This window comes from Pseudomonas sp. NPDC090201 (genome assembly GCF_044746825.1).
In the GTDB taxonomy this organism is placed as follows: Bacteria; Pseudomonadota; Gammaproteobacteria; order Pseudomonadales; family Pseudomonadaceae; genus Aquipseudomonas; species Aquipseudomonas putida_AD.
In genome coordinates this window covers 36,391-62,463 of record NZ_JBIVCX010000004.1, presented here as the reverse complement: position 1 = coordinate 62,463, position 26,073 = coordinate 36,391, and the positions used below count along the sequence as shown (strand labels likewise).

Sequence of the window (26,073 nt, the reverse complement as noted above, 5' to 3'; positions counted from 1 at the left end):
GGTTCATCTTTCGGGTGCCAGCCCTGTCACGCCGCCTTCATCTCAGCGCAGCTTCTCCAGCATCCCGTAGTACCACATGCCTGCCGCCAGCAGCGGGTTGCCCAGCATATTGCCCATCGGCACGCGCAGGTGCTTGCAGGCGGCGAAGGTGTCGAACTGTTCGAGGGTGCCGGTCAGGGCCTCGGCCATGATTTCGCCCATGATGTGGCTGGTCGCCACGCCGTGTCCGGAGTAGCCCTGGCAATACCAGACGTTGGGCGAAAGTTTGCCCAACTGCGGGATGCGATTGACGACGATGCCCATGGCGCAGCTCCACTGAAAGTCGATCCGCACGCCCTTGAGCGCCGGGAAAGTGCTTTCGATGCGGGGCCGCAGCTCGCCTTCGATGTCCCGTGAATCCTTGCCCGAATAGTTGGCTCCGCCACCGAACAGCAGGCGCTTGTCGGCAGTCAGGCGGTAGTAGTCGAGCACGAACCGGCAGTCGTACACCGCCAGGTCCTGCGGGTTGATCTGCTCGGCCAGTTCGCCCAGTGGCTCGGTGGTGACGATGCCGCCCATGGCCGGGAAAATCTTGCCGCCGAGCCTGGGTTTTTCCAGCTTGTGATAGACGTCGCCGGCCAGCATCACCTGACGCGCTTCGACTCGACCGTGGGCGGTGACGACGGCCGGGCGCGGGCCGTGGACGATCTCTAGCACCTCTGAGTTTTCGAAGATCAGCGCGCCCAGGCTGCGAGCCGCGCGCGCTTCGCCCAGGCACAGGTTGAGCGGATGCAGGTGCAGGTTGCGCAGGTTTTTCAGCGCGCCCTGATACAGCGGGCTTTGCAGGTGTTCGGCGATGCCCTGACGGTCGAGCAACTGCACCTGGTCGCCCATGCCACGGCGCTCTGCCTCGGCCTTGAAGCTGCGCAGCTCGTCCATGTGCGAAGGCTTCATCGCGGTGTGCAGATGGCCGCGTTTGAGATCGCAGGCGATGCCGTAGCGCTGAACCCGCTGCTCGATGATCTGATGCCCGCGCCAGCGCAGGTGCCAGATGAAATCGTCGACCTCGGCGCCCAGATGCTTGCCCATCTGCTTGCGCATGGCCTCGTCGCCCGAAAGGCTGCCGGTGACCTGGCCACCGTTGCGCCCACTCGCGCCCCAGCCGATGCGGTGGGTTTCAATGATCGCGACCTTCAGGCCGCGCTCCGCCAGCTCCACTGCAGTGGCGACGCCGGTAAAACCGCCGCCGATGATCGCCACATCGACCTCTACCGTGCCATGCAGCTGCGGGTATTCGCTAAGGTCATTGAGGGTTGCGCTGTAATAGGACGGCGCCCGCTGGGCCCGCCCGGAATGAGTTGCTGTGTTCATGGTTCCACCTTGTTCGAATCTTTGGGGTCAGGCCTGATGCAGGTACCAGCGCCAGTCCTGTTCGCTGACTTCGGCCATGAACTGGCGGTACTCGGCACGCTTGACCTTCAGGTACACGGCGAAAAAACCGTCGCCGAGGGCTTCCCGCGCCCATTCCGAGTGCTCAAGGGCATCGAGGGCGGTGAGCCAGTCGGTGGGCAGGTGCTCGGTGGCCTGGGCGTAACCGTTGCCTTCCACCGGCGCGCCCGGATCGAGCTGCTCGCGGATGCCGTGATGGCTGGCGGCAAGGATCGCTGCAGCGGCCAGATAGGGGTTGGCATCGGCGCCGCAGATACGGTGCTCGACATGCCGGCTGTTTGCCGGACCGCCCGGCACGCGCAGGCTGACGGTGCGGTTGTCGACACCCCAGGTTGGCGCCAACGGGGCGTAGCTGTTGGCCTGAAAACGCCGGAACGAGTTGGCGTTGGGGCAGAACAGCAGCAGCGAATCACGCAGGTGGCGCAGCATGCCCGCCACTGCCTGACGCAGCAGCGGCGTGCCGGCCTTGTCGTCGCTGGCGAACAGATTGTTGCCCTCGCTGTCGGCCAGGCTCAAGTGCATGTGCATCCCGGTGCCGGCCAGATTTGCGAAGGGCTTGGCCATGAAGCAGGCCTGCATGTCATGGGCATGCGCCACGCCCTTGACCAGGCGCTTGTAGCGCACGGCCTGGTCCATCGCTTCCAGCGCATCCCCGTGTTCTAGGGTGATCTCAACCTGGCCCGGCGCATATTCCGAGATCGCGGTGCGCGCGGGGATACCCTGGGCCTTGCACGCAGCGTAGAGGTCGGCGAGGAAGGGTTCAATCTGCTCAAGCTCGCGCAGGCCATAGACCTGAGTCGTGCGTGGCCGTCCGCCGTCGTTGTCCAGTGCCGGTTGTGGACGGCCCTGGGCATCGCGCTGCTGATCGAGCAGGTAGAACTCCAGTTCGCAGGCCATCACCGGATAGAAGCCGTCGGCCTTGAGCGCTTCGATGGTGCGCAGCAACACATGGCGCGGATCGGCGACGCTGGCCGGCAGCCCCTCCGTGGGGTGCATGCTGACCTGCACCGCAGCCGTCGGAATCCGCCGCCAGGGCAGGCGTACCAGACTGCCATCGAGCGGGTAGGCGCGGCAGTCGATATCGCCCACATCCCACACCAGCCCTGAGTTTTCCACGTCGTCGCCGTTCATGGTCAAGCCCAGAATGGTGCTGGGCAGGGGCCTGCCGGTCTGGTACACGGCCCACAGTTCGTCGCGGTGCAAGAGCTTGCCCCGCGGCACGCCGTTGGCGTCGAGGATGAACAGCTCGAACAGTTCGATATCGGGGTTTCCACTGAGGAAACGGGTTGCCTGTTCTACAGATGCAAAGTGCATGTCGAATTCGCTCGCGCACAGAGGCGCACAGGACCACCGTTGGGTTACGGGCGGTCGAGGAGGTAACGGCAATGATGCCGACGCTTGTCAGTGGACAGCGAGCGAGAGATCCGGCGGACGGGCATGGCGGCAATGCCACAGCGCCCAGAAGGCGAGAATGATATGGACAAGGGGATTTGCGCCCGCCAGTGCCTTGGCTTTCGGCATTGCGGAATGGGATGGAGCGGGCGCGATGATCTGACGGGAAATCATTCTCCGATGCTCACACGGGGCGCGGGATGGGAGCAAGCATAGAACTGATGATCTTTAGGTTGGCCATGGCTAAACATTCAGCTGTCTAGAGTGAAGAAGCCTGTACGTCCCGCACATAGGGTAGAGCCTCTTTCGCGCCTAACCGAACCGAGTCGCCTTGAGCCCCTTCAGAAACGTATAGGACGCATGATTCAGCGTCTCCCGGGGTTGGGTAATCACGCTCACCGAGCGCTTGATGCTGCGGTCTTCCAGGGGCAGGAAACTCAGGTTTCCGCTGGCCCCCGAACGGCTCAGCAGCTCCGGCAACAAGGTGATGCCCATGCCCTGGGCGACCAGGGCCAGCAGGGAGTTGGTGTTCCTGACGCTTAGGGTCGACTGGTCACGAATGTGCCGGAATTCGGCGGCATTGATGTCGGCGCCCAGCCCGCTGTTGATGAAGTTGTGCCCTTGCAGGTCGCTCCAGCGCACTGGCCGACCCAGTTGATTGAGGGGGCTGTCGCTGCTGCACACGACGCAGAATGCATCTGAGAAGAGGTGTTCCTGTTCGATGTTGGGAATGATCGCGGGCACGGTCGCAATGCCGATATCCACCTCGCCACTGAGCACCGCCTGCACCACGCGCGTTGAATCCATGTCGCGGATGTCCAGGTGGAACTGCGGATGGCGTTCGTGGAATTGCGCAAGGATCGGCGGCAGCAGGGTGATGGCGAAGGAGGGCACCGCCGCGACCCTTACCAGCCCGGTTTCGGCCTTGGCGTAGGCCTTGATGGTGCCGATGGTGTGCTCGAAGTGCGCCAGTTCACGTTGCGCCTCGAGCAATACGAAACGTCCCAGCGGGCTGAGCTGGTTCTTGCGCTCGCCCTCGAAAAGCGAACCGCCCAGTTCCTCTTCCAGCTGCTTGAGTGACAAGGACACCGCCGCTGGCGTGCGGTGCAGGCGTTGGGCGGCCTGGGACAGGTTCTGGCTAGTGGCGACCGCGACGAAGAACTGCAAATTGGAGATCTTGATGCTCATGGCACGCCCTGTTGGTGGGTGGATTTTCGATTAAATAATACTTAACAAGCGTTAAATTATATTAGATTTACTTAAATTGTCACCGGCTCATAATTCTCTCAAACCACACCGAGGCGCCGTCCCGCCGAGTGTGCCGCTCAGGAGAGTTTCATGAGTCAGATACAGTGCAACTACATCGCCGGCCAGTGGCTTGCAGGCGTCAACGAGATTGAAAATCGTAGCCCTTCGGACACCAACGATCTGATTGGCCGGTACGCCCAGGCGTCCAGGGCGCAACTGGACAGTGCGGTTGCCGCCGCCCACGACGCGCAGAAAGTGTGGGCTCGCAGCGGGATCGAGCAGCGTTACAAGGTGCTGATGAGCATCGGTGAGGAGCTGATCAAGCGCGCCGAGGAGATCGGTCAGATCCTGTCCCGTGAAGAGGGCAAACCCCAGGCAGAAGGCCGTGGCGAGGTGTATCGCGCCGGGCAGTTCTTCACTTACTACGCTGCCGAAACCCTGCGCCAGTTGGGTCACACCGCCGATTCGGTGCGCGATGGCATCGAGATCGATATCCGTCGCGAGCCGGTGGGTGTGGTGGCGATTGTCTCGCCGTGGAACTTCCCGATGGCCACTGCCTGCTGGAAGATCGCCCCGGCGCTGGCGTTCGGCAATGCCGTGGTCTGGAAACCCGCCAACCTGACCCCGGCCAGCGCGGTGATTCTGGCGGAAATCATCTCCCGTCAGGACCTGCCCAAGGGCCTGTTCAATCTGGTAATGGGCGCAGGGGCCGAGATCGGTCAGGCGCTGATCGAACATCCCGGCGTCGGCGCCATTTCGTTCACCGGTTCCGTGGACGTGGGCAAGGGCATCGCCGCTTCGGCGGCGGCCAATCTGACCAAGGTCCAACTGGAGATGGGCTCCAAGAACGCCCTGGCGGTGATGGACGATGCCGACCTGGACCTGGCCGTGAGCTGCGCGGTGAATGGCGCCTTCGGTGGCACCGGGCAGAAATGCACGGCGTCGTCGCGGCTGATCGTGCACGCGGACATTCACGACGCCTTTGTCGAAAAGCTGCTTGCGGCGACAGAAGCGCTGAAGGTCGGTCATGCCCTGGAAACCGGCACTCAGCTCGGCCCGGTGGCCAGTGAGGCGCAGTTGCAGGCCAACCTGTCGAACATCCGGCTGGGCCGTGAGGAAGGCGCCGAACTGTTGACCGGCGGCCAGCGCCTTGAGCGGTCCACGCCAGGGTTCTACCAGGCACCGGCGCTGTTCATCGGTGGCCATAACAGCATGCGCATCAATCGCGAAGAACTGTTCGGGCCGATTGCCTGTGTGATCAAGGCTGGCAGTTACGACGAGGCGCTGAGCCTGGTCAACGACACAAGGTTCGGGCTGACCGCAGGCATCATGACCCGCTCGCTGGCCCGCGCCACTCACTTTCGGCGCAACGCCCGGGTCGGCTGCGTGATGGTCAACTTGCCCACCGCAGGCACCGACTACCACGTGCCGTTCGGCGGGCGCGGGGACTCAAGCTACGGCCCCCGTGAACAAGGCCGCTCGGCCGTCGAGTTCTACACCCACGTCAAGACCGGCTACATCGCCGCAGGAGCACCGCTATGAGCCTGGCGCAGACATTCAATGTCCGCGGGCCGCGGATCGACGGCATGCAGTACGACAACTGGTCGGAGAAAATCTTTCAGCAGATGCGCGCCGGTGGTGTCGACGCGGTGCACGTGACCATCGCCTACCACGAAAACTTTCGCGAGATGGTCGCTAACATCGAAGCCTGGAACCAGCGATTCCAGCGCTACGGGCACCTGATCCTGCACGGCAAATGGGCCAGCGACATCGCCCTCGCGCGGCAGACTGGGCGCACGGCGATCTTCTTCGGCTTTCAGAATCCGTCGCCGATCGAAGACGACATCGGCCTGGTGGAGGTGGTGCATAGCCTCGGCGCGCGTTTCATGCAGCTGACTTACAACAACCAGTCGCTGCTGGCGACCGGGTGCTACGAACAGAACGATCCGGGCCTGACCCGCATGGGCAAGCAGGTGATCCGCGAGATGAACCGGGTGGGGCTGGTGGTGGACATGTCCCACTCGGCTGAACGCTCGACCCTGGAAGCCATCGAGCTTTCCCAGCGCCCGATCGCCATTACCCACGCCAACCCCGGCTTCTGGCATGCGGCCCTGCGCAACAAATCGGATGTGGTGCTCAAGGCGCTGGGAGAGAGCGGCGGCATGTTCGGCTTCTCGTTGTACCCCCATCACCTCAAGGACAAGAGCGACTGCACGGTGCAGAGCTTCTGCGAAATGATTGCGCGCTGCGCTGACCTGATGGGCGTCGAGCATCTGGGCATCGGCTCGGACCTCTGCCAGGACCAGCCCAACAGCGTGGTGGACTGGATGCGCGTGGGTCGCTGGACCCTGGAAGTCGATTACGGCGAAGGCTCCAAGGCGCAGCCGGGCTTTCCCGACCAGCCGCACTGGTTCCGTGACAACCGCGACTTTCACAACATCGAGTCAGGGCTGCGCGCCGTTGGCTTCAGCGCGGCCGACACCGCCGCGATCATGGGCGGCAACTGGCTGCGGTTTTTCGAGGAGAGCTTCACCCCGGCGCAGCAGCAGGTTCAGGCAGCTGCCCAACCCAGCACTTCGTCGTGCGGGATCGCGGTCTGAGGATCCCGCGCATTGACAGTTTGACCTGACGCAAGCCCTGCCAAGGGCATCGCAAAGCACCAAGAACAATAAACGCACCCATAACAATTATCAGCGAATGCCATCACTTTGCGGAGGCACTATGGAAATCCCTGGCGAAATCAACGCGGGAATCAAGACAGCTGCACGGCACAACAGCCCGGCAGATGCGCTCGACTGGTCGATATTCTGGATCAGCGGCGGATTCTTTCTGCTGTTCCTGGTCATTGCCCTGATCGACCTGGACACGCTTTCTTCACTGATCGGCACCGCCTTTTCCTGGAGCACACGATTCTTCGGGTTGTATTGGCAGGTCCTGATGCTGGCGACCTTTGCCGCCAGCCTGTACATCGGCTACAGCCGTCTGGGGCGGGTTCGCCTGGGTGGCGTGACGCACAGACCGAGCATCAGCACCTTCAACTGGGTGTCGATGATCATGTGCGCTCTGCTGGCCGGTGGTGGCGCATTCTGGGCGGCCGCTGAGCCCATGATGCATTTCATCACGCCGCCGCCTTACTTTGGCGTGGTGGCGAAAACCGCCCCTGCGGGCGTGGCGGCCCTGTCGCAATCGTTCCTGCACTGGGGCTTCATGGCATGGGCCGTGCTCGGCAGCCTGCTGACCGTGGTCTACATGTACCTGCACCACGAAAAGAACCTGCCATTGATGCCACGCACCTTGCTCTATCCGTTGCTGGGCAAGCGTGCACTCAAGGGCCCGATCGCCGTGTTCGCTGATGCCTCGGCAATCATCGCGGTGGTCGCCGGTACCATCGGCCCGGTGGGTTTTCTAGGCTTGCAGATCTCGTTTGTGCTGCATTCGGTGTGGGGTGTGCCGAACACCATCATGGTCCAGTCGATGGTGATCCTCGCCGTGACGGTGATCTACACCCTGTCCTGTGTGATCGGGCTGGGCGGGCTGCGGCTGGTGAGCAAGGTGCATGTGTGGCTGATGCTGGGCCTGGCGGCGTTTCTGTTCATCTTCGGCCCGACGCTGTTCCTTTCCGAAACCTTTGCCCAGAGTCTTGCCCTGCACGTCACCCGCTTCTTCCAGACGGCCATGTACCGCGACGACAGTTCATGGCTCAATGGCTGGACGCTGTTCTACTGGGGCTGGTTCATCGGTTACGCGCCGATGATGGGTATCTATGTAGCCAAGGTGTCTCGTGGCCGGACCATTCGGGAAGTGATTACCCTGATGTCCGTGGCCGCACCGGTGATTACCATGATCTGGTTCACGCTGGTGGGTGGCACCGGGATCGGCGTGGAGCTGCAGTCCCCCGGCAGTGTGATCAGCCATGGCGTGCAGCCTGAAGCGCTGTTGCTCGGCGTCGCCCAGTCGATGCCCATGCCGAACCTGATTTCTGCGCTGTTTCTGTTTCTCAGCTTCTTCTCGGTGGTGACCAGCGCCGGCTCGATGTCCTATACGGTGGCCATGGCGGTCAGCCGTGGCCAAGGTGAATCGCCGGCTTGGCTGCGGGTGTTCTGGGGCGCAGGCATGGGCCTGGTCGGAGCCACCTTGATCACGCTCGGCCAGGGCGGCGTGAGTGCCTTGCAGTCGTTCATCGTGATCACGGCTGTCCCGGTTTCCCTGCTGATACTGCCGTCGGTCTGGGATGCGATCCGTATTGCCAGGCAGATGGCCCGCGAGCAGGGAGTGAACTGAATGAACATGCGATCACCGTCCACCGTCATGAAAGCTTCGCGACTGGGCGCCTTCCATCAATCCCGCTTGTCGTTCATGCGCCAGTTGCTGCGTCGCCTCAAGGCCGAGCGCTGGCAGTTTCAACGTTCGGTATGGACGGTCGACAGCCAGGGCGTAGGACGTGCCGTGTACACCGCGACCGGGCCACAGCGCAGCTACAGCCTGGTGGCCTTCGCCCATGATCTGGACCCGGCGTTGCGCTCGGACCGGGTCATCGCCACGGCCTGGGATGCGACTTTTGCACTGTTCGACGGAATCCCCGATGCCGACGATCTGGCGCGGCTGGAGGCGAACGTGCCACGCCAGGAAGCCGGGCGTGTTTCGTCCCGTGAGTTGTGCATGGCCCGGGCCAACCGTTCGGTGCGGCTGTTCGACTATGTCGTGCAGACCCTGTCCGAAGGTCACCAGCCGGAGCGCGAAGCCATCGATGAAGTGGGCTATCTGATGCGCACCACTGCGGTCTATGGCAGTGGCAAGTTCGGCGCCGCAGACCGCGAAAGCATCGCTGACCGGCCTGAACTGGCGGCACCGTTTCAAGCGGAAATGCTCACTGTGTATCTGATCCGCGCCTTTACCCTCGATCTGGTGGAGCACCTGGCCAGGGTTCGCGCACCGCAGCGTGCCGTGGCGCTGTCACCGGAGTTGCGCCGCCGCTTCGGCATCGGTAACTCCACAGGTCTGGGCATGGCGCCGTTTCTGCTCAACCACCCGGTGCTGTTGAATAACTGGGTCAGCGCGCGGGAGACCGCGTTGCAACGGGTTCGCGGGCTGCAGCAAGCCAGTGCCAAGGAACGTCGGGTGTTTGCCGACTACCTGAAGCGGGCCCAGGCCAGCGTCAGAAACTGGCACAGCGAACACGAGCTGCAACACGCACGCATTCTGCAGTTGCAGGAGGATCTTTCGTGGGTTCAACGCAAGCTGGACGACGGGATGCTGGATCAGCCCGCGCCCTGGGATGGGCTCTATCGATGGGCTGAGTCCGCGCTGTCCCTGGAGGCGCAGGAGTGCCTGGTGTCGTTGCTGCTGGAGCCTTACGCCGATCTGGTGGACGAGCTGGGCGAGGGCATGCACGCAGACGAGCAGCAGAGTTTCGTGATCGAGGGTGGCATGAGCGTAGGGCAGTTGCGGGACATCCTGCGGGCGCATTACAGCTGGGTTGCCGGTATCGATTTTTCCCGCGAGAGCAGCCAGGCGCTGTTCTGGTACGTGTCCGAAGAAAAGCTCGAACCTCGAATCGGTCAGCGCTTCAACGAGCCGGGGCAGGAGCTTGAACAGCCCCTGGCCGTGGCCCGGGACATTCGCCGCTTGCAGGCTGCGTTGGCCGGTTATGCGGATGAGCAACGGCTGGCGGGGTTCCTGCTCCAGCATCCGGAGCATCGTCACGCCGTGCGCAGGGCACAGCTGGCGCCGGCGTTCCCCTACGCAGACATTCAGGACAACCTGATCGATGAGGCCCTGCTGCCGATCGACCTGCTGCGCTGCAAGCTGTCGTTTTTCGGCGCCACGCACTTTGACCCGCGCTCGGATCGCTGGGTGCGTATCACCCTTTATCAGGGTGCGCCGTTCCCCCATGAACTGGCGACCCTGCCGGCGGACGACTGGTCCTGCCCGCGTCTCGACCTTGAGGAGCAGCATCGTGAATGCCTCGTTGAATGAAATCGAAAACCTCTGCAAGAAGGCTGCTCGCGGTGCGGGATTGTCCTGGGGGCTGGCCGAAGAGGCCGGCAAGGCCGCACGCTGGCTCAGCGGCAATGGCCTGGACGGACCGCAGCTGCTGGCTGCGCAATTGCGTCTGAATGATGGCTGCGCGTATTCGCAACTGATCCCTGACATCGACGCCGCTCGTTGGGCGTCGGAGCACGGCGCGATGTGCCCGCTGATCGCCGGGGTGACTCTGAGCGACCATGCATACCTGTTACGCGAAAAGGGCGAGATTCTGCTGGGCAACGTGAGTCACCCGCAGTTGCTGATGCCATTTGCCAGCGCCAGTGCCAGGCAGTCGGGCGTGATGCTGCAGTTGGCGTGGGAGGGCTGCGTGCTTGAGTTTTCACCGAATGGGGAGTGGCTGCTGGTGGGCGGTGAGAGCTTCGCCAGCCAGCAGGTCGAGAGCGTCAGTTGCCGGTGCATCGCGACGGCCAGTGATTTTGGACAGCCGCCGAAGCGCTCGATCCCGACCCTCGCCACCAGCGTGCATGATTACCTCGACAGCCTGGCAGCGCGCACCTACGTGCCTGCGTCTGAAGCCTCGCGCCTGACAGGTGCTGGGGCTGGCGCGAGCGACAACATCTGATACTTCTTCATCTGACCGAGAGCATTGCAATGTTGGAAACGATCCAGAAAATCGGCACCACCCCACGTTTCAGCGAAGCTGCCATTTACAACCAGACCGTTTACCTGTCGGGCAAGGTGTCGCAAATCGTCGACGGCGATATTCAGGCCCAGACCGCTGATGTGCTGGAACAGATCGATCAGGCGCTGGAACGGGCTGGCAGCGACAAGGGCCAGTTGTTGAGCGCACAGATCTGGCTCAAGGACATGGCCGATTATGCGGCGATGAACCAGCTGTGGGACGCCTGGCTCGATGGCGTGCGGGCACCTGTCCGCGCGTGCGTGCAGGCGCCCATGGCCAAGGAGCATTACCGTATCGAAATCATGGTGATCGCAGGGATGCCGCGCCGGTGAGCTGAAACACGACGCTGTGTAGCAGTCCGGCTTGCCGGCGTCAGCGATTCCGAGTGCGCAATCGCCGGCAAGCCGGACTGCCGATCCCCGTAGGAGCGCGCTTGCCCGCGACCGCGCCAGGTCCGGCGCCGCGATGTTGAATGACCCACCGCCGTCGCGGGCAAGCGCGCTCCTACAGTTGTGACCTGTCGCACAATCCCGTAGCAGCCGGGCTTGCCCGCGGGGGCGTACTTGAAATCGCCCCTGGCACCGACCTCACAGCCCCTCAGCCCAGATCAGCTTCGATGATGATCATTTCCCGGCTGGATGCACGCAGGGCCAATACCTTCGCCTGCTGATAGGCGGGATCGTCGTAGCACGCCTTGGCCTGGGCGTAACTGGGAAACTCGACGATGACGACACGGCGTGTATCGCGGGTTTCGATGAACGTCTGGGCATTGGGTGACTTGAGCCTTGCGCTGTATTTCTCTGCGATGGGCGCCCAGAGCCTGCCGTACTCCTGCTGAGCTTCGGTGTCCGTCACGTCCGAGCCAAATATGATCCAGTAGCCTTTCATCGAGCGTCCTCATTCTGATTGTTTGTCGAGAGCGTAGTCGTTGCAGCGTGCTGGCGAGCGATGCTCACGGGCCGACTTGATGTTGACCACCAGCAGCCCGACCAATGAAAGCACCGCACCCAGGATAAACCCGTCGCTGGTGGTCTCATCCAGCAGCCACATGCCGATCAGCACCCCGAACAGCGGCGTCATGAACGCCATCACCCCAAGGCGCGCCGCCAGATAGCGCCTGAGCATCCAGAACCAGATCAGGTAGCTGGCAAACGCCACCACCAGTGTCTGAAACACCAGGCTCGCCCAGGCTACCCCGTTGAGCACCATGCCGGCCTTGCCCGTGATGAATGCAACGGGCAGCAACACCAACGATGCGCCCATGAGTTGGTAGTACAGGGTCTGCGTGGCCGGGGCTTCGCTGAGCTTGCTGGTGCGTACGACCACTGTGGTCATGCCCCAGGCCGCGCCTGCGCACAACCCCATCGCATCTCCCAGCAAGCCTTGTAATAGCGGGGCGGCGTCTTGTGTGTCACCCCGTGGTGCAAGAAAGGTGATGGCGATGCCGATGAACGCCAGCGCGATACCCAGCCATTGTCGAGGCCCGAGGCGTTCTTCAGGCAAGCGGATGTGCAGCCCGATGGCGGCGAACAGCGGCGCCGTGTAGAGAAAAACTGCCATGTGCGACGCTGTCGTGCGCAACAGACCTTCGGCAATGAACAGAAACTCTGCGGCGAACAGCAGCCCGACGATCAGGCCGGAGCGGTACCAGAGCCCCGGCAACCAGGCTTCACCCACGATTTTTCGTCCGACGAGCCAGACCAGACCCGCCGCAATCGCCGAGCGCAAGCCCACCTGCATCATCGGGTCCACATCGCCGGCAATGGCCTTGATGGCGACCTGTTGCGCGCCCCAGGCCAGGCACAGCAGGGTCATGATCAGCATCGCCGGGCCATCCACTGGTTTTCTCACGTGCACACTCATTCTCTGTCAATTCTCGATAATCCATTGTCTCGGCTACGCAGGCGCGTTACAAATCATCTGTCTTGACGCTATGGAAGAGAAAAACTGCATCATGCGCGCGGATACCCCCCTGAAGGCCATCGCCTGTTTCGATGCCGTGATGCGCACGGGCAGCGCCACACTGGCCGCTGAAGTGCTTTTCGTTACCCCTGGCGCCGTTGGCCAGCAACTTCGCAAGCTGGAGCAATGGCTGGGCATCCCGTTGTTCGTGCGCAGCGTGCGCAAGCTGCAACCGACTGACGAAGCGCTGCGCTACTGGCAGCAAGTCAGGCCGGCGCTGGAGCAGATCGATGAAGCCAGCGCATCGGTGCAGGGCAGAGGCGCCCGGCAGGTGTCGCTCTCGATGCCGCCTGCGTTTGCCAACACCTGGTTCGCCCGGCGCATGGCCGATCTCACCCACGCACTGCCTGATTTGCAGCTGCGGATCAACGCGGCAGAGGAAGCTGTCGATGTCGTTAACGGCCCCTATGATCTTGCGGTTCGGCACTTTGACGGCAAGACGGACACGCTGCACGCGTCGCTGTTGCTGCGCGATGAGGTGAGCGTCTTTTGCAGCCCGCAGTACCGTGATGGCCTGCCATTGCGAGCGGTTGAGGATGTGCAACGGGCAACGCTGCTGCACATCACCTCACACGCCAACTGGTCGCGCTGGCTTGCGGATGCGGGCGTCGAATCGAACGGCAAGAAAAGCGGCCTGCGCTTTGACCAGTCGGAGCTGGCCATCGACGCCGCCCGGCGCGGACAAGGGCTGGTGCTGACCAGCCCCTGGTTGCTGGAAGATGATCTGCAACAGGGCCGGCTGGTGCAGGTGTTCGCGCAGCCACTGCGCACAGGCAAGGGCTACTACCTGGTTCACGCCTGGGAGAAAACCCTCAGCCCCGGCGCGCAGCAGTTGCATGAGTGGATCGTTTCAATGAGCGAGCAGTGCGTCACTTGAGCCCGGCGTACACCAGCTTGACGAAGTGATCCGGCCCGATCACGAAATGGCCCCACTTCTGGTCAAAGGTTGCAGTGGGTTTCGCAGCGATCACCTCATCCAGTGATTTGCCCTGGTGTTTGAGTTCAGCGACGTTATCGCGCACCTGTACCAGCAGGTCGCGAAACTCGATCACTTGCGCGCGGTTACCCACCGGGCCATGGCCGGGAATCACGATGGTGTGCGCAGTGGTACGTTCGATGGCCTTGTTCGCCCACTGGATGGCGGCGTCGATGCTGCCTCCGTCGTCGTTATCGATAAATGGATAACCCGCATTCCAGAAGGTGTCGCCCATCGCCAGGACATCGGCTTTTTTGAAATAGACCCACAGGTCGCCGTCCGTATGTCCAGGGCCGAAGTGCTCGACCTTGATCGTACTGCCGGCGAAGGTGAACTCCTTCAGGTCATCGACCAGCAGTGTCGGGCGTGCCCCAAGCGGAACAGGCTCGAAGGTCCAGTTCCAGTCGTTGACGTGGGTGGTGCTCGACAGGTGATGCACGGTGTTGGCCTGCGCCACGATGGTCGCACCAGCGGCATGCATTGCGGCATTGCCGTCGACGTGGTCCCAATGCCAGTGAGTATTGACCACGTACTTGACCGGCGCAGGACTGATCTGGAGCAGCGCGGCCTTGACCTTGTCAGCGGATTTGCTGATACCCGCGTCGACCAGAAACTTGCCCTGTTTGCCGGACAGCACCACGATATTGGCGCCTGAACCTTCCAGCACACTGATGCCATCGCGCAGGGTTTCGGTGACGATGGCGCCATCCGCTCGATGCAGATAATGATTGCCGGCGCCGGTATGAAAGTAGTCGTCGGGAGCCGACTGTTCATCGGCGTGGATCAGGTTCGAAGTGCAGAGGCAGGCGGCGATCATCGCTGCGATACGTGAACGGGAGCACTGCTTCAGCGCGCGCCCTTGAGGAGAGTTCATGTCGTTTTGCTCGATTGCGGTTGAGAAGTACGCGGTCTTATGGTGCTCAGAAACCATGCAGCGAAGCGAAGGCTTCAATCGGTGCCTTGGGCATCTGTGGACGCTGCCGTGCCCATTGCGGATCGCCATAGCCAATCGCCATGCTGCAAACCACTATTTCCTCGGCAGCCAGGGGCAGGTGATCGCGGATCACCAAGTGGTAGCGCGAGAGAAATTCCTGGGTGCAGGTATCCAGGCCTCGGGCCTTGGCCGCGAGCATGATGTTCTGGATGAACATGCCCAGGTCCAGCCAGCTACCTTTCTCCAGGCGGCGGTCGATGGTGAAGATCAAGGCAACCGGGGCATCGAAAAAACGGCAGTTGCGGGTGGTCTGCTCCGCCCGTGCGGCAACGTCATCGGCGGCAATGTTCAAAGAGCCGTAGAAGAGCGAGCCGAACTCACGCCGGCGCGAGGCAAAGGGCTCCGGCAGTGGATCCGGAAAGTAGCTGAACTCGGACCGATGGGCGCCTGGAGCGGTGGCGTGCACGTCGCTGAGGGCTGCGGTCAGCGCGTCCTTCACCGCGCCGGTGGTGACGTAGGCCCGCCATGGCTGCACGTTTGCGCCGGTGCCTGCGTAGCGTGCCGCATCGAGAATGCCTCGAATGGTCTCAACGTCGACTGCACGATCTACATAGAAGCGGTTGGCAAAACGACTCTTCATGATCCGCTCGACTTCGGACACTTCATTCGTCGCAGGCGCGGGATGGTTTGTCATGGTTCAGATCCGACTGGTTGATGATTTCTGTGCCGCCAACCTACGCCGCGCGGATGATGTCCAGAAGTGAACTTTCTACACTGTGAAAATGCACATCGTGCATGTGCGCATCTGTGATTCGCCTGCGCAATGTATGCACATCGTGCATTGCGGTGCTGCTGAAATTGCACTTCTTGTTTGCCAATTCACCCCGTAAGAATGCTCTCGGCACGCAATAACTTGCCTATTTCATTCTTACGTGCGGAAGCATCACTTATGACTTTCAACCGACACTCGGATACTGGCCGGTTAGCTGGCCTGGGTATCAAGATTCCCGACAGCTCACTGGCGCGCGAGATCACGCAATATGTTTGCGATTGTGAGAGTGAGCTGCTGTTCAGGCACTCGTGTCGCGTCTATTGCTGGGGCGCCAGGCTGGGCGTGCAAAGGCAGTTGAACTTCGACCCGGAGCTGCTTTACGCAGCGGCCATGTTCCATGACGTGGGATTGACCCAGGCTTACCACAACAGCGACCTGCGTTTTGAAGTGGATGGCGCCAATGCCGCCCGTGATTTCCTGCGCGGGCATGGCATCTCTGCAGCTGACACCGAGAAGGTCTGGAATGCCGTTGCATTGCACACCACTCCCGGCATTGCGGAACACATGGGCCCGGAGATCGCGCTGACGCAGGCAGGGGCGGGTATGGATGTGGCAGGGCGCGGTTTCGAACGCTTCACGGATGAGGAGCGCGCCGCCGTTCTGGACGTCTTTCCCCGTGAGGCCGATTTTGCGCAGCAGATGATCGATGTGTTCTACGACGGCATGAAACTCCGGCCTGCGACCACCTTTGGCACCTTCAACGATGACTTCCTTGCCTACAAGAATCCGGACTTTCAACGGGTCAATCTTTGCAGCCTGATGCTGTGCTCTCACTGGACTAAGTAACCGGATCGTCCGCAACTTCCTGATTGCCTACCAGTGCAGATGCGAGTTCGCGCGGCACTGCCGGGTTTTGGCTGTGTTCCTACAACAATAAGAGATTTTTCCATGGTTCAACACGACGCACTTGAAGTCGCTGCAACCGCGCCAGTGAACCGGTTCCATTACGGTCTGCTGTTCTGGTGTTCTTTCATCATGCTGTTTGACGGCTATGACCTGGTCATTTACGGATCGGTCGTGCCTCACCTGATGGAACAATGGTCGCTACCCGCCGTGCAGGCGGGCTGGATGGGAAGTGCCGCACTGTTCGGAATGATGTTCGGTGCGTTGACCCTCGGTCCGCTGGCTGACCGCTTCGGGCGGCGCAAGGTCATTCTGGTCGCGATTGGCCTGGGCAGCCTGACAGCGCTTGCCAACGCCTTCGCGTGGGATGCCTGGAGCTTCGCGGTGCTGCGGTTCGTGACCGGCATCGGACTGGGTGGAACCATCCCCAATATCGTCGCACTCATCAACGACATGGCGCCCAGGGCCCGACGCAACATAATGACCACCATCATGCTGGGCTGCTATTCCTTGGGCGCGCTGCTGTCGGCGTTGGTGGCGCTGCTGGTGCTGGCTCGGTTCGGATGGCGTTCGACCTTCATCATCGCTGGCCTGCCGCTGCTGACGTTGCCCTGGATGTACCGTTACTTGCCCGAATCGCTGCCTTATCTGGTCAGGCGCGACAAGGCTTCGGCGATTGCGCTGTTGCGTCGGATCAAGCCGTCCCTGGACGTAGCGAGTGTGCGCTGGCCGGTCGTGGATGCCCCGCAGGTGGGTGGCACTGTCTCCGGTTTGTTCACCGAGGGCCGCGGGCTGCGTACGTTGGCGCTGTGGATCGGCTTCGCCATGTGCCTGCTGATGGTCTATGGCCTCAATACCTGGTTGCCGAAGATCATGGTCGCGGGCGGATACCCTTTGGTGTCCGGGCTGAAATTTCTCGTCACCATGAACCTGGGTGCGACAGTGGGGGCGCTGGGCGGAGGCTGGCTGGCCGACCGTTGGGGAGCCAAGCCGACGCTGTTGATTCTGTTGCTGCTGTCAGTCATTTCTCTAGGCGTACTGGGGCTCAAACCGGGCCCAGTGATGCTCTATGTCGTGCTGCTGATTGCAGGCGCGGCAACGCTTGGCAGCCTGGCGGTGATTCACGGATTTGCGGCGCAGCAATACCCCACCGATATTCGGGCAACCGGCATCAGCTGGTGCTCGGCGATGGGGCGCCTGGGCGGGATTGCGGGACCTGCGCTGGGTGGGTTGATGCTGAGCATGAACCTGTCGCTGCAGCTCAATTTCGTGTTGTGTGCGGTGCCGGGGTTGATTGGGTTCCTGGCGGTGGCGGCGGTCATCGAGCGCCGTGACCGGGGGCCGGGGCTGGTTCAGCTGCACGACTTGAATGCTTGAAAGAGGGTTGATTCGAGAGAGCCGTCAGATGAATCTGGCGGCTTTTTTATGGTCTGGACGCTGATACGTATGAGCGGATGGTGGGTGGCGGCGCCCTTGCCGGGCGCCACCACCACTTAAAAAAGCACGCCTAAGCGCACGAAACCGGTGTAGTCGAACTTGTAACCACCACGCACTTCCAGATCACGGTTGATCTCGCTGTAAAGATGAATATTCTTGCGCAACCAATAGCCGATTCCCGCACGGGCGCGCAGATAGTCGGTGCGTCGGCCGGTGGGTTCGCCGTCAAGCGTCGACTCTCCACCCCAGGTGCGTGCAATCCCCAGCGATGTGGTGACTTTGTTGTCGAAGCTGTAGCTCACCCACGGCTGGAAGTTGAACGTCGGGTCCTGCTTGAGACGGCGATTGTCGGCGCCGGACTGGTTATTGTCGCCGTACCAGGTCACATCCTGGTTGAGCTCCAGCCGCCATGGACCCCTGGCCTGGGAGTAAGCCGCCACGACGGCGTGAGCGTAACGGTTGTTGCCCATGTTCAATGACTGCTTGCTGTCATAGGCGCCTGTGGGAAACAGCATGTAGCCGGTAAAGGACAGGTAGCGCTTGTGCTCGGGGTCGTCGATCGGCCAGAAGGTTGCCGCGATGTAAGGGTCGGACAATCCACTCTCATGCCCGATTTTCCTGCCGTTGAAGGTCAGGTCCTGGCTGCCGAAGGGCAAGCCGAACTGAAGCTGTACGCGGTGTTGTGCGACCTCGAACATATGAAACAGCCTGACCAGGCCCATGCGGGTTTTCAACTCCGTGCCCTTGCTGACCGCGTGGCCGTGGTCCGGTTGAAACTCGCCGGCCTTGCCACCGCCCAGATAGAGCAAGGCCAGATTACTTCCGACAGGGATCGGGATATAGGCACCAGGGGATGCATCGACGGCGTAGGCGTTATTGGCGCACACAGCGCCCAGAGCCAGAGAAAGGGTAAAGCCGGCGCGCAGGCTTAGCCCGCACGCGCATTGGGAAGTGTGCATGAAAGTACCTTATTGTTGTTATTGAAGTTGGCAGTGCAACGAAGTTGTTTATCGGTTGAGCACCTCCCATAGTGCGGGCAGGAAAACTTCCTGAACCAGGATCTGTTGGTGTTTGCGGCTGAATATGGAGTGTCGTTGCCAATGGTTTTCAGGCGCGCGGCACAGGTGTATTTCGCTGCGTGACCAGGGCGTATCGCCGAACAGCAATTGCCCCAGTGGGACACTGCCCCGTTGTAACGGGGCCGCTGTGTCATCGCTGCCGTTGGCCGCAACCATCACCGAGCGGGCGAAGATCAGAGGCTGGCCCAAACCCGTCAGGTGAACCTCGCGGATCCAGCCTGCTGCACCCCGTGGCTGGCCCAGCCGCTGGCATTCGTCTGCCGACAATGTCCCGGGCTCTTCGCGCAAGGTGACGACGGCGAAGGACGGGCCGGCGATTTCAACCAGCCGGCGGGTCAGCGATCCTCGGTCCAGCAACCAGTCGGCGCAGATCGCGTCCAGCCCCGGGACGGGCTCAGCCTTGCGCCTGGATGTCATAGGAAATGCGACCTGCAGGCAGGAAGAAGAAGGCGATCAAGGCGCCGTTCTTGACCTCGGGGTAGTGGTGGCTGCCAGGCGAAGGTGCCGTCCAGCCAGCGCCTTGCCAGCCCAGCGGCCCGGCCAGCACCGCGTCCTTGTCCAGGGGAATGACCATGTTCAGCTCGCCATAGGGGTGGCTGTGGTAGTCGCCACGGAAGGTGCGCTGGGTGTTGTCCAATTCGAAGCCTTTGCTGTCCATATACACGGCCGTGATGCTGAAATAGAAGGTTTCAGCACAAGGTTCACAGAGTCGACTGCGGCGATAATGGGGGCCTGCGATTTCGATATTGGCCGCCCAGCCCTCGGCGACGCCTTCGATGACCAGGTCCGCGATGCGTCGATAGGTCTCGCTGTCCGGGCCGTAATGACGGTTGAGCCATTTTTCGATATCGTCGCTTGCGGTCTTGTCTTTTATCGTTGCCAGAAACTCGATGCACAGCTCAATCAGTTGATCGCGCTTTTCCATCTGCCAATCCTCACGGGTTTAATTAATCAATAATTTCCCATAGTTGCGAGCAGGCAAAAAACGATCATTCTGCAGAGTCGTATTGCACGCTGTTCATATGGCCTGGGCCTTTGAATATCAGCTTGCAATCGATTGAACCTTGGATTCCAATTCACGGCACAATTGTTCGTACCGACCGCAACTTAATGTGACTGATACCTGATGATTGCTTTCGACAAGCTGGATCTGAACTTGATAAGAGTGTTCGACGCAGTCATGCAGGAACGCAGTGTGCTGCGTGCCAGCCAGCGTCTGCATCTGAGTCAGTCAGCGGTCAGCCACGCCTTGTCACGGCTGCGTGAAGGCCTGGGTCAGGAGATTTTCGTGCGCACGGCAAAGGGCATGACGCCCACCAGTTTCGCCATCGAAATCAGCGGCCCGTTGCGTGACGCGCTCAACAGCATGAGCAACGCCCTGGCGCAGGCCGCCTCGGCGTTCGAACCCCATAGCGTCAGCCGTTCATTCACCCTGGCTGCCAACGACTACATCTGCGCGACCTTGCTGCCGCAACTCAACCGGCAACTGGCCCAGGCCGCGCCGGATATCGATCTCATCATCACCCCATCGACCCGCCTGGACCTGGCCGAGCAGATCGATCTGGGGTGCATCGACGTGGCCATTGGCGCGTATCGCAGCGTGCCTGACCGGCTGCGCACGATACCGTTGCTGTCGCAGGAGGAGGTGCTGTTGTGCAGCCGTCAGCACCCCCTTGGCACGGGCGCAGTGACGCTGCAGGACCTGGTCAGGTACCCGCTGGCGGTGGTGTCGCTGGGCGGGGATGGCGAGGGCGCGCTCAGTGGCTACATTCTGGAGCGAGGGCTCGCCCGGCAGGCTCAGATGTATGATCGCAATGCGCTGGAACAGGCCCTGGCGCAGGCCGGGTTATCGGTACGCAGACAGATCGTGCTGCCTCATTTCCTGGCGCTTCCGATGCTGCTCGAAGACAGTGAGCTTGTGGCAATCATGCCGCTGCCACTGGCCCGAACCTTCGCCCGAACCCTGGGATTCGTTGTCAAGCCACTGCCTTACCCCGTGGCGCGGCAACAGGTGGACATGGTCTGGCACAGCAGCAACGACAACGACCCGGCCCATCGCTGGCTGCATGGCCAGATCAGCGCGGCGGCCAATGTAATCGTCAATCAGGACGGCTGATTTCCCCGGAGCAGCTCGGGTTGCCAGCAGGGCGGTGTGCCAGGCGATATCTTCGTCATAGACACATCGCCTCGCCGGCAAGCCGTGCTGCTACCCGTGGACCGAGTGTTGAATCAGCCCTGGCGCACAGCGCGGCAGCACTTGACCAGTGCCTCACCCACGGCTTTGACTTCGCCGGCAACAACTTCGTTGATCAACTGGTTGTTGTCGCCGAACGCCTGATAGGCCTGGCCCAAGGTAAAGCTCTGAGGAATGACCAATGCGCCAAGTTTCTCCAGCACGCCGCGCATCGCCAACATCGAGCGGATGCCGCCCATGGGCCCCGGGGATGCGGAGATCACCGCCGCCGGCGTATTGGCGAACAGCGCCATGCCCGAGCGCACTTGCGCAATCGGACGGCTCATCCAGTCGATGGTGTTCTTCAACAGCGCAGGATAGCCACCGTTGTAGTCAGGTGACGCGACCAGCAGCGCATCGTGTTCGCTGAACAACGCTTGCAGGCGCCTGGCATGCTCGGGAACGCCCAGTTCCTTCTCAAGGTCGCTGTCGTAGAACGGCAACGGGCAATCCCTCAGCGAAACCACAGTGACTTGCGCTCCCGCTGCCAATGCGCCTTGCACGGCGACATTCAGGAGTTTCTGATTCACGGAACCTACACGCGCACTGCCACACATGGCCAGGATTCTGACTGCCATCTTGATGTACACCTCATGTTGCGGTTGAAGAAACGCAGAAGACGGGGACGGTGAAGTGTTCCCGTGATTACTGATCGAAGCCGATGAATCGCGCCAGCTCTTCGGTCGGTGCGCGGGGCATGCGCAGCGAGTTGAGCAGCGCGTTGTCGTCGGCATAGCCCAGCGACATGCCACAGACGATCTCCTGCCCGTCGTCCAGATGCAGGAAGTCGCCGATCAGGTTTTGAAAGCGAGCGAAGGAGACTTGAGGGCAGGTCGCAAGGCCCCGGGCCTGAGCGCTGAGCATCAGGGTCTGGAGGAAAATGCCGTAGTCGACCCAGCTGTATTTTTTCAGGTTCGAATCGATGGTGAAGATCAGTCCCACCGGTGCGCCGAAGAATTCGAAGTTCAATCCGCTGACTCGTGCTCTTGCGCCAGTATCGCATTTGTCGACCTGGTGCAATCCATAGAACAGCGCTCCGAACAGCTCCTGACGCTGGCGGTATCGTTGCCCAAGATCACTTGGAAAATGGGTCAGCTGTTCCGAATGGGGGTCGTTGTGTGCGGCCATCAGCAAAGCGCTCAGCGCCTGCTTCGGCTCCCCGGTCAGTACATGGACATTCCAGGGCTGAATATTGGAATTGCTCGGTGCAAGGCGCGCGATGTCGAGGATCTCGCTGATCAGGGTCTTGGGCACAGGCGTTGGCAAAAATGCACGAACTGCCCGACGTGAGGTGACCAGTGAATCAAATTCAAGCACACGCGAATTCATAGCAGACCCCACCACACGTACTGTCTTGTAATTAGTCAGGCGAGTGTTGCACAGCGTCCGGGGGAACAGCAGTGAAGTCTATGCAGCCTGAAAGTGTACGGCGTGCAGTTGGGTTTCCAGGGTTTTTCATCGCGGTGTGTCACTGATCGAGCCTTGAGGCCCCGTCCGTCGAATCAAGTGCACTTACCCTTCGGGCATTTCCTCTGAATGATAGGCGCGGGTGTTCTGCGTCACTGATGGGAGAGTTGCCATGTCTATCGACCATAACGGGCCAGATGCCGCGTACCCTGGCCCAGACGAGAAATCATTCGATACCGGCCAGGAATCGGGCCTTGAGCAGGCCAGTAGCGAACCCAAACAGGGCAGCGGCGAGCGGCCTGAAGACTGGAATCCTCCGCCGGGCAATCCTGGGTCCGATCAGGATGCGCAAACCGGGCGCGACAATGGTGGCGCCGGCACGGGGGCCAAGGAGGGTGTCGATGATGAGCTGGGGTTTGACCCTGACTCACCGGATCTTGCCGATCCGCAGATCGACCCGCCGCATCCGGCGCGTACCAGCAACGATCCTTGATGTGGGAGTGGGTTAGGGATTATTGCGCCACGTCCGAGGTGTGCGCAAAATCGCGCGATATCCCCGTAGCAGTCCGGCTTGCCGGCGATGGCGATCTTGAATCCGCCCCCGCCGGCAAGCCGTGCTGCTACGGAACGGCAGCCATGCCCAGATTCCGCGAACACCCCTACCCCGTAGCAGCCGGGCTTGCCCGCGGGAGCGATCCTGAGGCCGCCGACGCCGGCAAGCCGGACTGCTATGCGAGCGTGGTGGTCCGCCAGGTCCGCGCGGTCATTCCTCGGACGGAGTTACAGCCTCAGGCGCTGCTTCAGCCGCCAGCTTCAAGCGGTCGGCCTTGCTGATGTAGGTCGATTTGCGTTTGGGCGCGAGCTTGGCGCTGGCCTTTTTGGCGTGGGCCTTGAGCAGTTGCTTGATTTTCTTCTGACGGTTCATGGTTTTCGATTCGAGGCAATGGTGCGTGTGCGGGCCTGCCAGAATACTGGGAAGGCCGGGTGAACACCACTCGTGTTAACGTTCGGGCTCATCCCGCCGAGACCCCGCACCATGTCCATCGCCGACAACATCCTGGCCTTTACCCTGGCCGCCACCGTGTTGACCCTCACCCCTGGCCTGGACACCGCGCTGGTGTTGCGCACCGCGACGGTGGAGGGCAGGGTTCAGGCTTTTCGGGCGGCACTGGGTATCAATGCCGGGTGCCTGTTGTGGGGGGCGGCGGTCGCTTTCGGACTGGGTGCGTTGATCGCGGTGTCCGAGCTTGCCTTCAATGTGCTGAAATTCTGCGGCGCGGGCTATCTCGCCTGGCTGGGGCTGAACATGCTGTGGCGCCCCCGTCGTTCGCTGGCTGCCGAGGCGACTGCCGCAAAGCCGGACGCAAACTGGTTCATGAAAGGGATGCTGGGCAATCTGCTCAATCCCAAGATCGGGATTTTCTACGTGTCCTTTCTGCCTCAATTCATTCCGCAGGGTCAGCCGCTGGTGGCCTGGACCTTCGGTCTGGTGAGCATTCATGTGGTGCTTGGGTTGCTCTGGTCGCTGGCGCTGATCGCCGCCACGCAGCCTCTTGCCGGTGTACTGCGCAGTCCGCAGGTCATTACCTGGATGGACCGCGCCACGGGCATGATCTTCGTGCTGTTCGCGGCGCGTCTGGCGTTCAGCAAGCGCTGAATGCAGGGCGATTGCCCGGCCGGAGCCGGGCAACCGTTTCGTCAGCCCAGGTGATGGGTTTCGGCCAGCCCGAACACCGGGGTCGGCAGCCCTTCGAAGCGTGCCTTGAGTTGCAGCGCCAGGTACAGCGAGTAATGCCGTGACTGGTGCAGGTTGCCGCCGTGGAACCACAGATTCTGCTGTTGCGTGGGCTTCCACATGTTGCGCAGCTCACCCACGTACGGTCCTGGGTCCTTGGTGGTGCCCGAACCCAGCCCCCAGCAGCGGCCCACCTTGTCGGCGACTTCCTGGGAGATCAGCTTCGCCGCCCAGCCATTCATCGAGCCGTAGCCGGTGGCATAGACGATCAGGTCAGCCGGCAGGCGGGTGCCATCGTTGAGCACCACGGCGTCGGCTTCGATGCGCTCCACGCCAAGCCCCGGCGCGCTCTTGAGCTTGATGGTGCCGTCGGCGATCAGTTGCGAGGCGCCGACGTCGATGTAATAGCCCGAGCCGCGCCGCACGTACTTCATGAACAGCCCCGATTCGTCATCGCCGAAATCGAGCATGAAACCGGCCTTGCTCAGGCCCTCGTAGAAGTCCTTGTCACGCTCCTTGATGGCGTCGAAGACCGGCTGGTGGAAGCTGGGCATGACCTTGTACGGAATCGAGGCAAACAGCATATCGGCCTTGTCGGTGGTCAGCCCGCTTTCCACGGCGTCTTCGGAGTACAGCCCGCCGAACACCAGGTCCATCAGGCTGTCGGAGCGCACGATGTGGGTCGAGGAGCGCTGGACCATGGTCACCTCTGCGCCGTTCTCTACCAGGTCCGCGCAGATGTCGTGGGCCGAGTTGTTGGCGCCGATGACCACCGCGCGCTTGCCGCGCCAGGCATCGCCACCGGGGTGGCGGCTGGAGTGATGCTGCTGGCCCTTGAAACTTTCGGCGCCCGGATAGCTCGGCACGTTGGCAACGCCGGACATGCCGGTGGCAAGGATCAACTGGGTCGGGTGCAGGGTCAGGCGCTCGCCGTTGCGCTGGACTTCCACGGTCCAGGTGCCGCTTTGCTCGTCGAAGCTGGCGCTGATGCACTCGGTGCGGGTCCAGTAGTTGAGCTCCATGACTTTGCTGTACATCTCCAGCCAGTCGCCGATCTGGTCCTTGGGCGTGAACACCGGCCAGTGATCGGGGAAGGGCAGGTAAGGCATGTGGTCGTACCAGACCGGGTCGTGCAGGCACAGCGACTTGTAGCGGCCGCGCCATTGATCGCCGGGGCGCTCGGCCTTGTCGATGATCAGGGTAGGCACGCCCATGCGCTTGAGCCGTGCCGCCAGGCCCAAGCCGCCTTGGCCGCCGCCGACGATCAGGCAATAGGGCTGGGTGGTGATGCCCAGCGAGGCTTCTTCATCGCGGCGGCGTTCGGCCCAGTTGCGTTTGTCAGGGTGGCCATGGCCGTGGGTGGCCCCAAGCGGGCGGCGGCGGCCGTTGGGTTCCTCGAACCCCTTGAGTTCACGCATGGTGGTCAACAGCGTCCAGCACAGGCCGTCCTTGAGGCGCACGTAGCCCTTGCCGCGAGCGGTGTCGGTTTCCAGGCTGATCCAGCCTTCGAGCACGCCGTTGTCCAGCGTGGCGTCGCCTTCGACTTTCCAGCCCTGCGGGCGAGTCTGTTCAAGGCGGGTTTCGAGCATGTCCCGGATGGCGGGCTTGCCTTCCAGAGTGACGAGGTTCCAACTGAACAGCAGCAGGTCTCGCCAGTAGCACTCTTCACTGAACAGGCCGAGGGTGGCATCCAGATCGCCCTGGCCGAGCGATTGCTCCAGGCGTTCGAGCCAGTCGGTGAGCTGGGCAGTGGGGTTCTGTAGCGGGGTTTCGATCGCGACATTCATGGGGCTTCTCCCTGTTTTTTGTTTTTGTGGCGACAGGGCTGTCAGCAAGGGCCGGGCCATCTCGCTGAAAGGCGCTTTGTAGAGGGCGTGCGAGCCGATCTGCCAGACGA

The 26,073-nt window shown here is 61.8% G+C and carries 26 protein-coding genes; 12 read left to right on the top strand and 14 right to left on the bottom strand.

The window, feature by feature from the left end:
* Nucleotides 1–42: 42 nt before the first annotated feature.
* The 3 genes from ACIPOO_RS14330 to ACIPOO_RS14320 all read right to left on the bottom strand — a co-directional run bounded on the left by ACIPOO_RS14330 (nt 43) and on the right by ACIPOO_RS14320 (nt 4,008).
* On the bottom strand, nt 43–1,350 hold the full coding sequence (locus ACIPOO_RS14330) for an NAD(P)/FAD-dependent oxidoreductase (RefSeq protein WP_400607925.1): 1,308 nt from the start codon (nt 1,348–1,350) through the stop codon (nt 43–45).
* 27 nt (nt 1,351–1,377) lie between these two features.
* Entirely contained in the window at nt 1,378–2,742 is a 1,365-nt protein-coding gene (locus tag ACIPOO_RS14325; protein ID WP_400607922.1) for a glutamine synthetase family protein, read from the bottom strand.
* A 390-nt stretch (nt 2,743–3,132) separates the two neighbouring features.
* Nucleotides 3,133–4,008 carry a LysR substrate-binding domain-containing protein gene (locus ACIPOO_RS14320; RefSeq protein ID WP_400607919.1) on the bottom strand — a complete coding sequence of 292 codons (876 nt, stop codon included), beginning with the start codon at nt 4,006–4,008 and terminating at the stop codon, nt 3,133–3,135.
* A 150-nt stretch (nt 4,009–4,158) separates the two neighbouring features.
* Between ACIPOO_RS14320 and ACIPOO_RS14315 the strand changes: the two genes are divergently transcribed.
* The 6 genes from ACIPOO_RS14315 to ACIPOO_RS14290 all read left to right on the top strand — a co-directional run bounded on the left by ACIPOO_RS14315 (nt 4,159) and on the right by ACIPOO_RS14290 (nt 11,070).
* The gene (locus ACIPOO_RS14315) at nt 4,159–5,610 is read left to right on the top strand and encodes an aldehyde dehydrogenase family protein (RefSeq protein ID WP_400607916.1); all 1,452 of its coding nucleotides are present in this window, start codon (nt 4,159–4,161) and stop codon (nt 5,608–5,610) included.
* Nucleotides 5,607–6,668: a membrane dipeptidase gene (locus ACIPOO_RS14310; RefSeq protein ID WP_400607913.1), complete on the top strand. Its 1,062-nt coding sequence runs from the start codon at nt 5,607–5,609 to the stop codon at nt 6,666–6,668. Before ACIPOO_RS14315 ends, ACIPOO_RS14310 begins: the two co-directional genes overlap by 4 nt.
* A gap of 121 nt (nt 6,669–6,789) precedes the next feature.
* The gene (locus ACIPOO_RS14305) at nt 6,790–8,349 is read left to right on the top strand and encodes a BCCT family transporter (protein WP_400607910.1); all 1,560 of its coding nucleotides are present in this window, start codon (nt 6,790–6,792) and stop codon (nt 8,347–8,349) included.
* On the top strand, nt 8,350–10,044 hold the full coding sequence (locus ACIPOO_RS14300) for a hypothetical protein (protein WP_400607908.1): 1,695 nt from the start codon (nt 8,350–8,352) through the stop codon (nt 10,042–10,044).
* Nucleotides 10,025–10,678, top strand: coding sequence for a DUF3726 domain-containing protein (locus ACIPOO_RS14295; RefSeq protein ID WP_400607905.1), 654 nt, complete (start codon nt 10,025–10,027; stop codon nt 10,676–10,678). Before ACIPOO_RS14300 ends, ACIPOO_RS14295 begins: the two co-directional genes overlap by 20 nt.
* A gap of 29 nt (nt 10,679–10,707) precedes the next feature.
* Nucleotides 10,708–11,070, top strand: coding sequence for a RidA family protein (locus ACIPOO_RS14290; RefSeq protein ID WP_400607903.1), 363 nt, complete (start codon nt 10,708–10,710; stop codon nt 11,068–11,070).
* Between the two features lie 265 nt (nt 11,071–11,335).
* On the opposite strand, the gene ACIPOO_RS14285 is transcribed toward ACIPOO_RS14290, so the two are convergent.
* Complete coding sequence (locus tag ACIPOO_RS14285; RefSeq protein ID WP_400607900.1) at nt 11,336–11,626, bottom strand: DUF1330 domain-containing protein; 291 nt, start codon at nt 11,624–11,626, stop codon at nt 11,336–11,338.
* Between the two features lie 9 nt (nt 11,627–11,635).
* Nucleotides 11,636–12,595, bottom strand: coding sequence for a DMT family transporter (locus ACIPOO_RS14280; RefSeq protein WP_400607897.1), 960 nt, complete (start codon nt 12,593–12,595; stop codon nt 11,636–11,638).
* 97 nt (nt 12,596–12,692) lie between these two features.
* Here ACIPOO_RS14280 and ACIPOO_RS14275 point away from each other — a divergent pair, with 97 nt between their 5' ends.
* Nucleotides 12,693–13,577, top strand: coding sequence for a LysR substrate-binding domain-containing protein (locus tag ACIPOO_RS14275; protein ID WP_400607894.1), 885 nt, complete (start codon nt 12,693–12,695; stop codon nt 13,575–13,577).
* On the opposite strand, the gene ACIPOO_RS14270 is transcribed toward ACIPOO_RS14275, so the two are convergent.
* Both ACIPOO_RS14270 and ACIPOO_RS14265 read right to left on the bottom strand, forming a co-directional pair.
* The gene (locus ACIPOO_RS14270) at nt 13,570–14,550 is read right to left on the bottom strand and encodes an MBL fold metallo-hydrolase (RefSeq protein WP_400607892.1); all 981 of its coding nucleotides are present in this window, start codon (nt 14,548–14,550) and stop codon (nt 13,570–13,572) included. The two genes, ACIPOO_RS14275 and ACIPOO_RS14270, sit on opposite strands and share 8 nt — an antisense overlap.
* 46 nt (nt 14,551–14,596) lie before the next feature.
* Nucleotides 14,597–15,304, bottom strand: a complete 708-nt coding sequence (locus ACIPOO_RS14265; RefSeq protein WP_400607889.1) for a nitroreductase — start codon at nt 15,302–15,304, stop codon at nt 14,597–14,599.
* A gap of 219 nt (nt 15,305–15,523) precedes the next feature.
* Here ACIPOO_RS14265 and ACIPOO_RS14260 point away from each other — a divergent pair, with 219 nt between their 5' ends.
* Together ACIPOO_RS14260 and ACIPOO_RS14255 are read left to right on the top strand one after the other, a co-directional pair.
* Nucleotides 15,524–16,228 (top strand): HD domain-containing protein, encoded by a 705-nt coding sequence (locus ACIPOO_RS14260; RefSeq protein WP_400607887.1) that lies wholly within the window; start codon nt 15,524–15,526, stop codon nt 16,226–16,228.
* 102 nt (nt 16,229–16,330) lie between these two features.
* The gene (locus ACIPOO_RS14255; RefSeq protein ID WP_400607885.1) at nt 16,331–17,662 is read left to right on the top strand and encodes an MFS transporter; all 1,332 of its coding nucleotides are present in this window, start codon (nt 16,331–16,333) and stop codon (nt 17,660–17,662) included.
* Between the two features lie 116 nt (nt 17,663–17,778).
* On the opposite strand, the gene ACIPOO_RS14250 is transcribed toward ACIPOO_RS14255, so the two are convergent.
* The 3 genes from ACIPOO_RS14250 to ACIPOO_RS14240 are packed head-to-tail and all read right to left on the bottom strand — an operon-like array spanning nt 17,779 to nt 19,726.
* Complete coding sequence (locus ACIPOO_RS14250; RefSeq protein ID WP_400607883.1) at nt 17,779–18,681, bottom strand: transporter; 903 nt, start codon at nt 18,679–18,681, stop codon at nt 17,779–17,781.
* Between the two features lie 48 nt (nt 18,682–18,729).
* Nucleotides 18,730–19,218 (bottom strand): chorismate--pyruvate lyase family protein, encoded by a 489-nt coding sequence (locus tag ACIPOO_RS14245; RefSeq protein WP_400607881.1) that lies wholly within the window; start codon nt 19,216–19,218, stop codon nt 18,730–18,732.
* Complete coding sequence (locus ACIPOO_RS14240) at nt 19,196–19,726, bottom strand: DUF4863 family protein (RefSeq protein WP_400607878.1); 531 nt, start codon at nt 19,724–19,726, stop codon at nt 19,196–19,198. The genes ACIPOO_RS14245 and ACIPOO_RS14240 overlap by 23 nt, the downstream gene beginning before the upstream one ends.
* Before the next feature lie 201 nt (nt 19,727–19,927).
* On the opposite strand from ACIPOO_RS14240, the gene ACIPOO_RS14235 reads away from it, so the two are divergent.
* Nucleotides 19,928–20,917, top strand: a complete 990-nt coding sequence (locus ACIPOO_RS14235) for a LysR substrate-binding domain-containing protein (protein ID WP_400607875.1) — start codon at nt 19,928–19,930, stop codon at nt 20,915–20,917.
* A gap of 113 nt (nt 20,918–21,030) precedes the next feature.
* On the opposite strand, the gene ACIPOO_RS14230 is transcribed toward ACIPOO_RS14235, so the two are convergent.
* Together ACIPOO_RS14230 and ACIPOO_RS14225 are read right to left on the bottom strand one after the other, a co-directional pair.
* Nucleotides 21,031–21,612 carry an NADPH-dependent FMN reductase gene (locus ACIPOO_RS14230; protein ID WP_400607873.1) on the bottom strand — a complete coding sequence of 194 codons (582 nt, stop codon included), beginning with the start codon at nt 21,610–21,612 and terminating at the stop codon, nt 21,031–21,033.
* Nucleotides 21,613–21,679: 67 nt separating this feature from the next.
* A complete protein-coding gene (locus ACIPOO_RS14225) occupies nt 21,680–22,363 on the bottom strand; it encodes a nitroreductase (RefSeq protein WP_400607870.1) in 684 nt (227 codons plus the stop codon).
* 487 nt (nt 22,364–22,850) lie between these two features.
* On the opposite strand from ACIPOO_RS14225, the gene ACIPOO_RS14220 reads away from it, so the two are divergent.
* On the top strand, nt 22,851–22,934 hold the full coding sequence (locus tag ACIPOO_RS14220; RefSeq protein ID WP_400608569.1) for a DUF6021 family protein: 84 nt from the start codon (nt 22,851–22,853) through the stop codon (nt 22,932–22,934).
* A 270-nt stretch (nt 22,935–23,204) separates the two neighbouring features.
* On the opposite strand, the gene ACIPOO_RS14215 is transcribed toward ACIPOO_RS14220, so the two are convergent.
* Nucleotides 23,205–23,366, bottom strand: a complete 162-nt coding sequence (locus ACIPOO_RS14215; RefSeq protein WP_274130385.1) for a DUF2986 domain-containing protein — start codon at nt 23,364–23,366, stop codon at nt 23,205–23,207.
* Between the two features lie 111 nt (nt 23,367–23,477).
* Here ACIPOO_RS14215 and ACIPOO_RS14210 point away from each other — a divergent pair, with 111 nt between their 5' ends.
* Nucleotides 23,478–24,098: a LysE family translocator gene (locus ACIPOO_RS14210; protein ID WP_400607867.1), complete on the top strand. Its 621-nt coding sequence runs from the start codon at nt 23,478–23,480 to the stop codon at nt 24,096–24,098.
* A gap of 41 nt (nt 24,099–24,139) precedes the next feature.
* Here ACIPOO_RS14210 and ACIPOO_RS14205 read toward each other — a convergent pair whose 3' ends face one another.
* The gene (locus ACIPOO_RS14205) at nt 24,140–25,963 is read right to left on the bottom strand and encodes an NAD(P)/FAD-dependent oxidoreductase (RefSeq protein ID WP_400607864.1); all 1,824 of its coding nucleotides are present in this window, start codon (nt 25,961–25,963) and stop codon (nt 24,140–24,142) included.
* Nucleotides 25,964–26,073 lie beyond the last annotated feature (110 nt).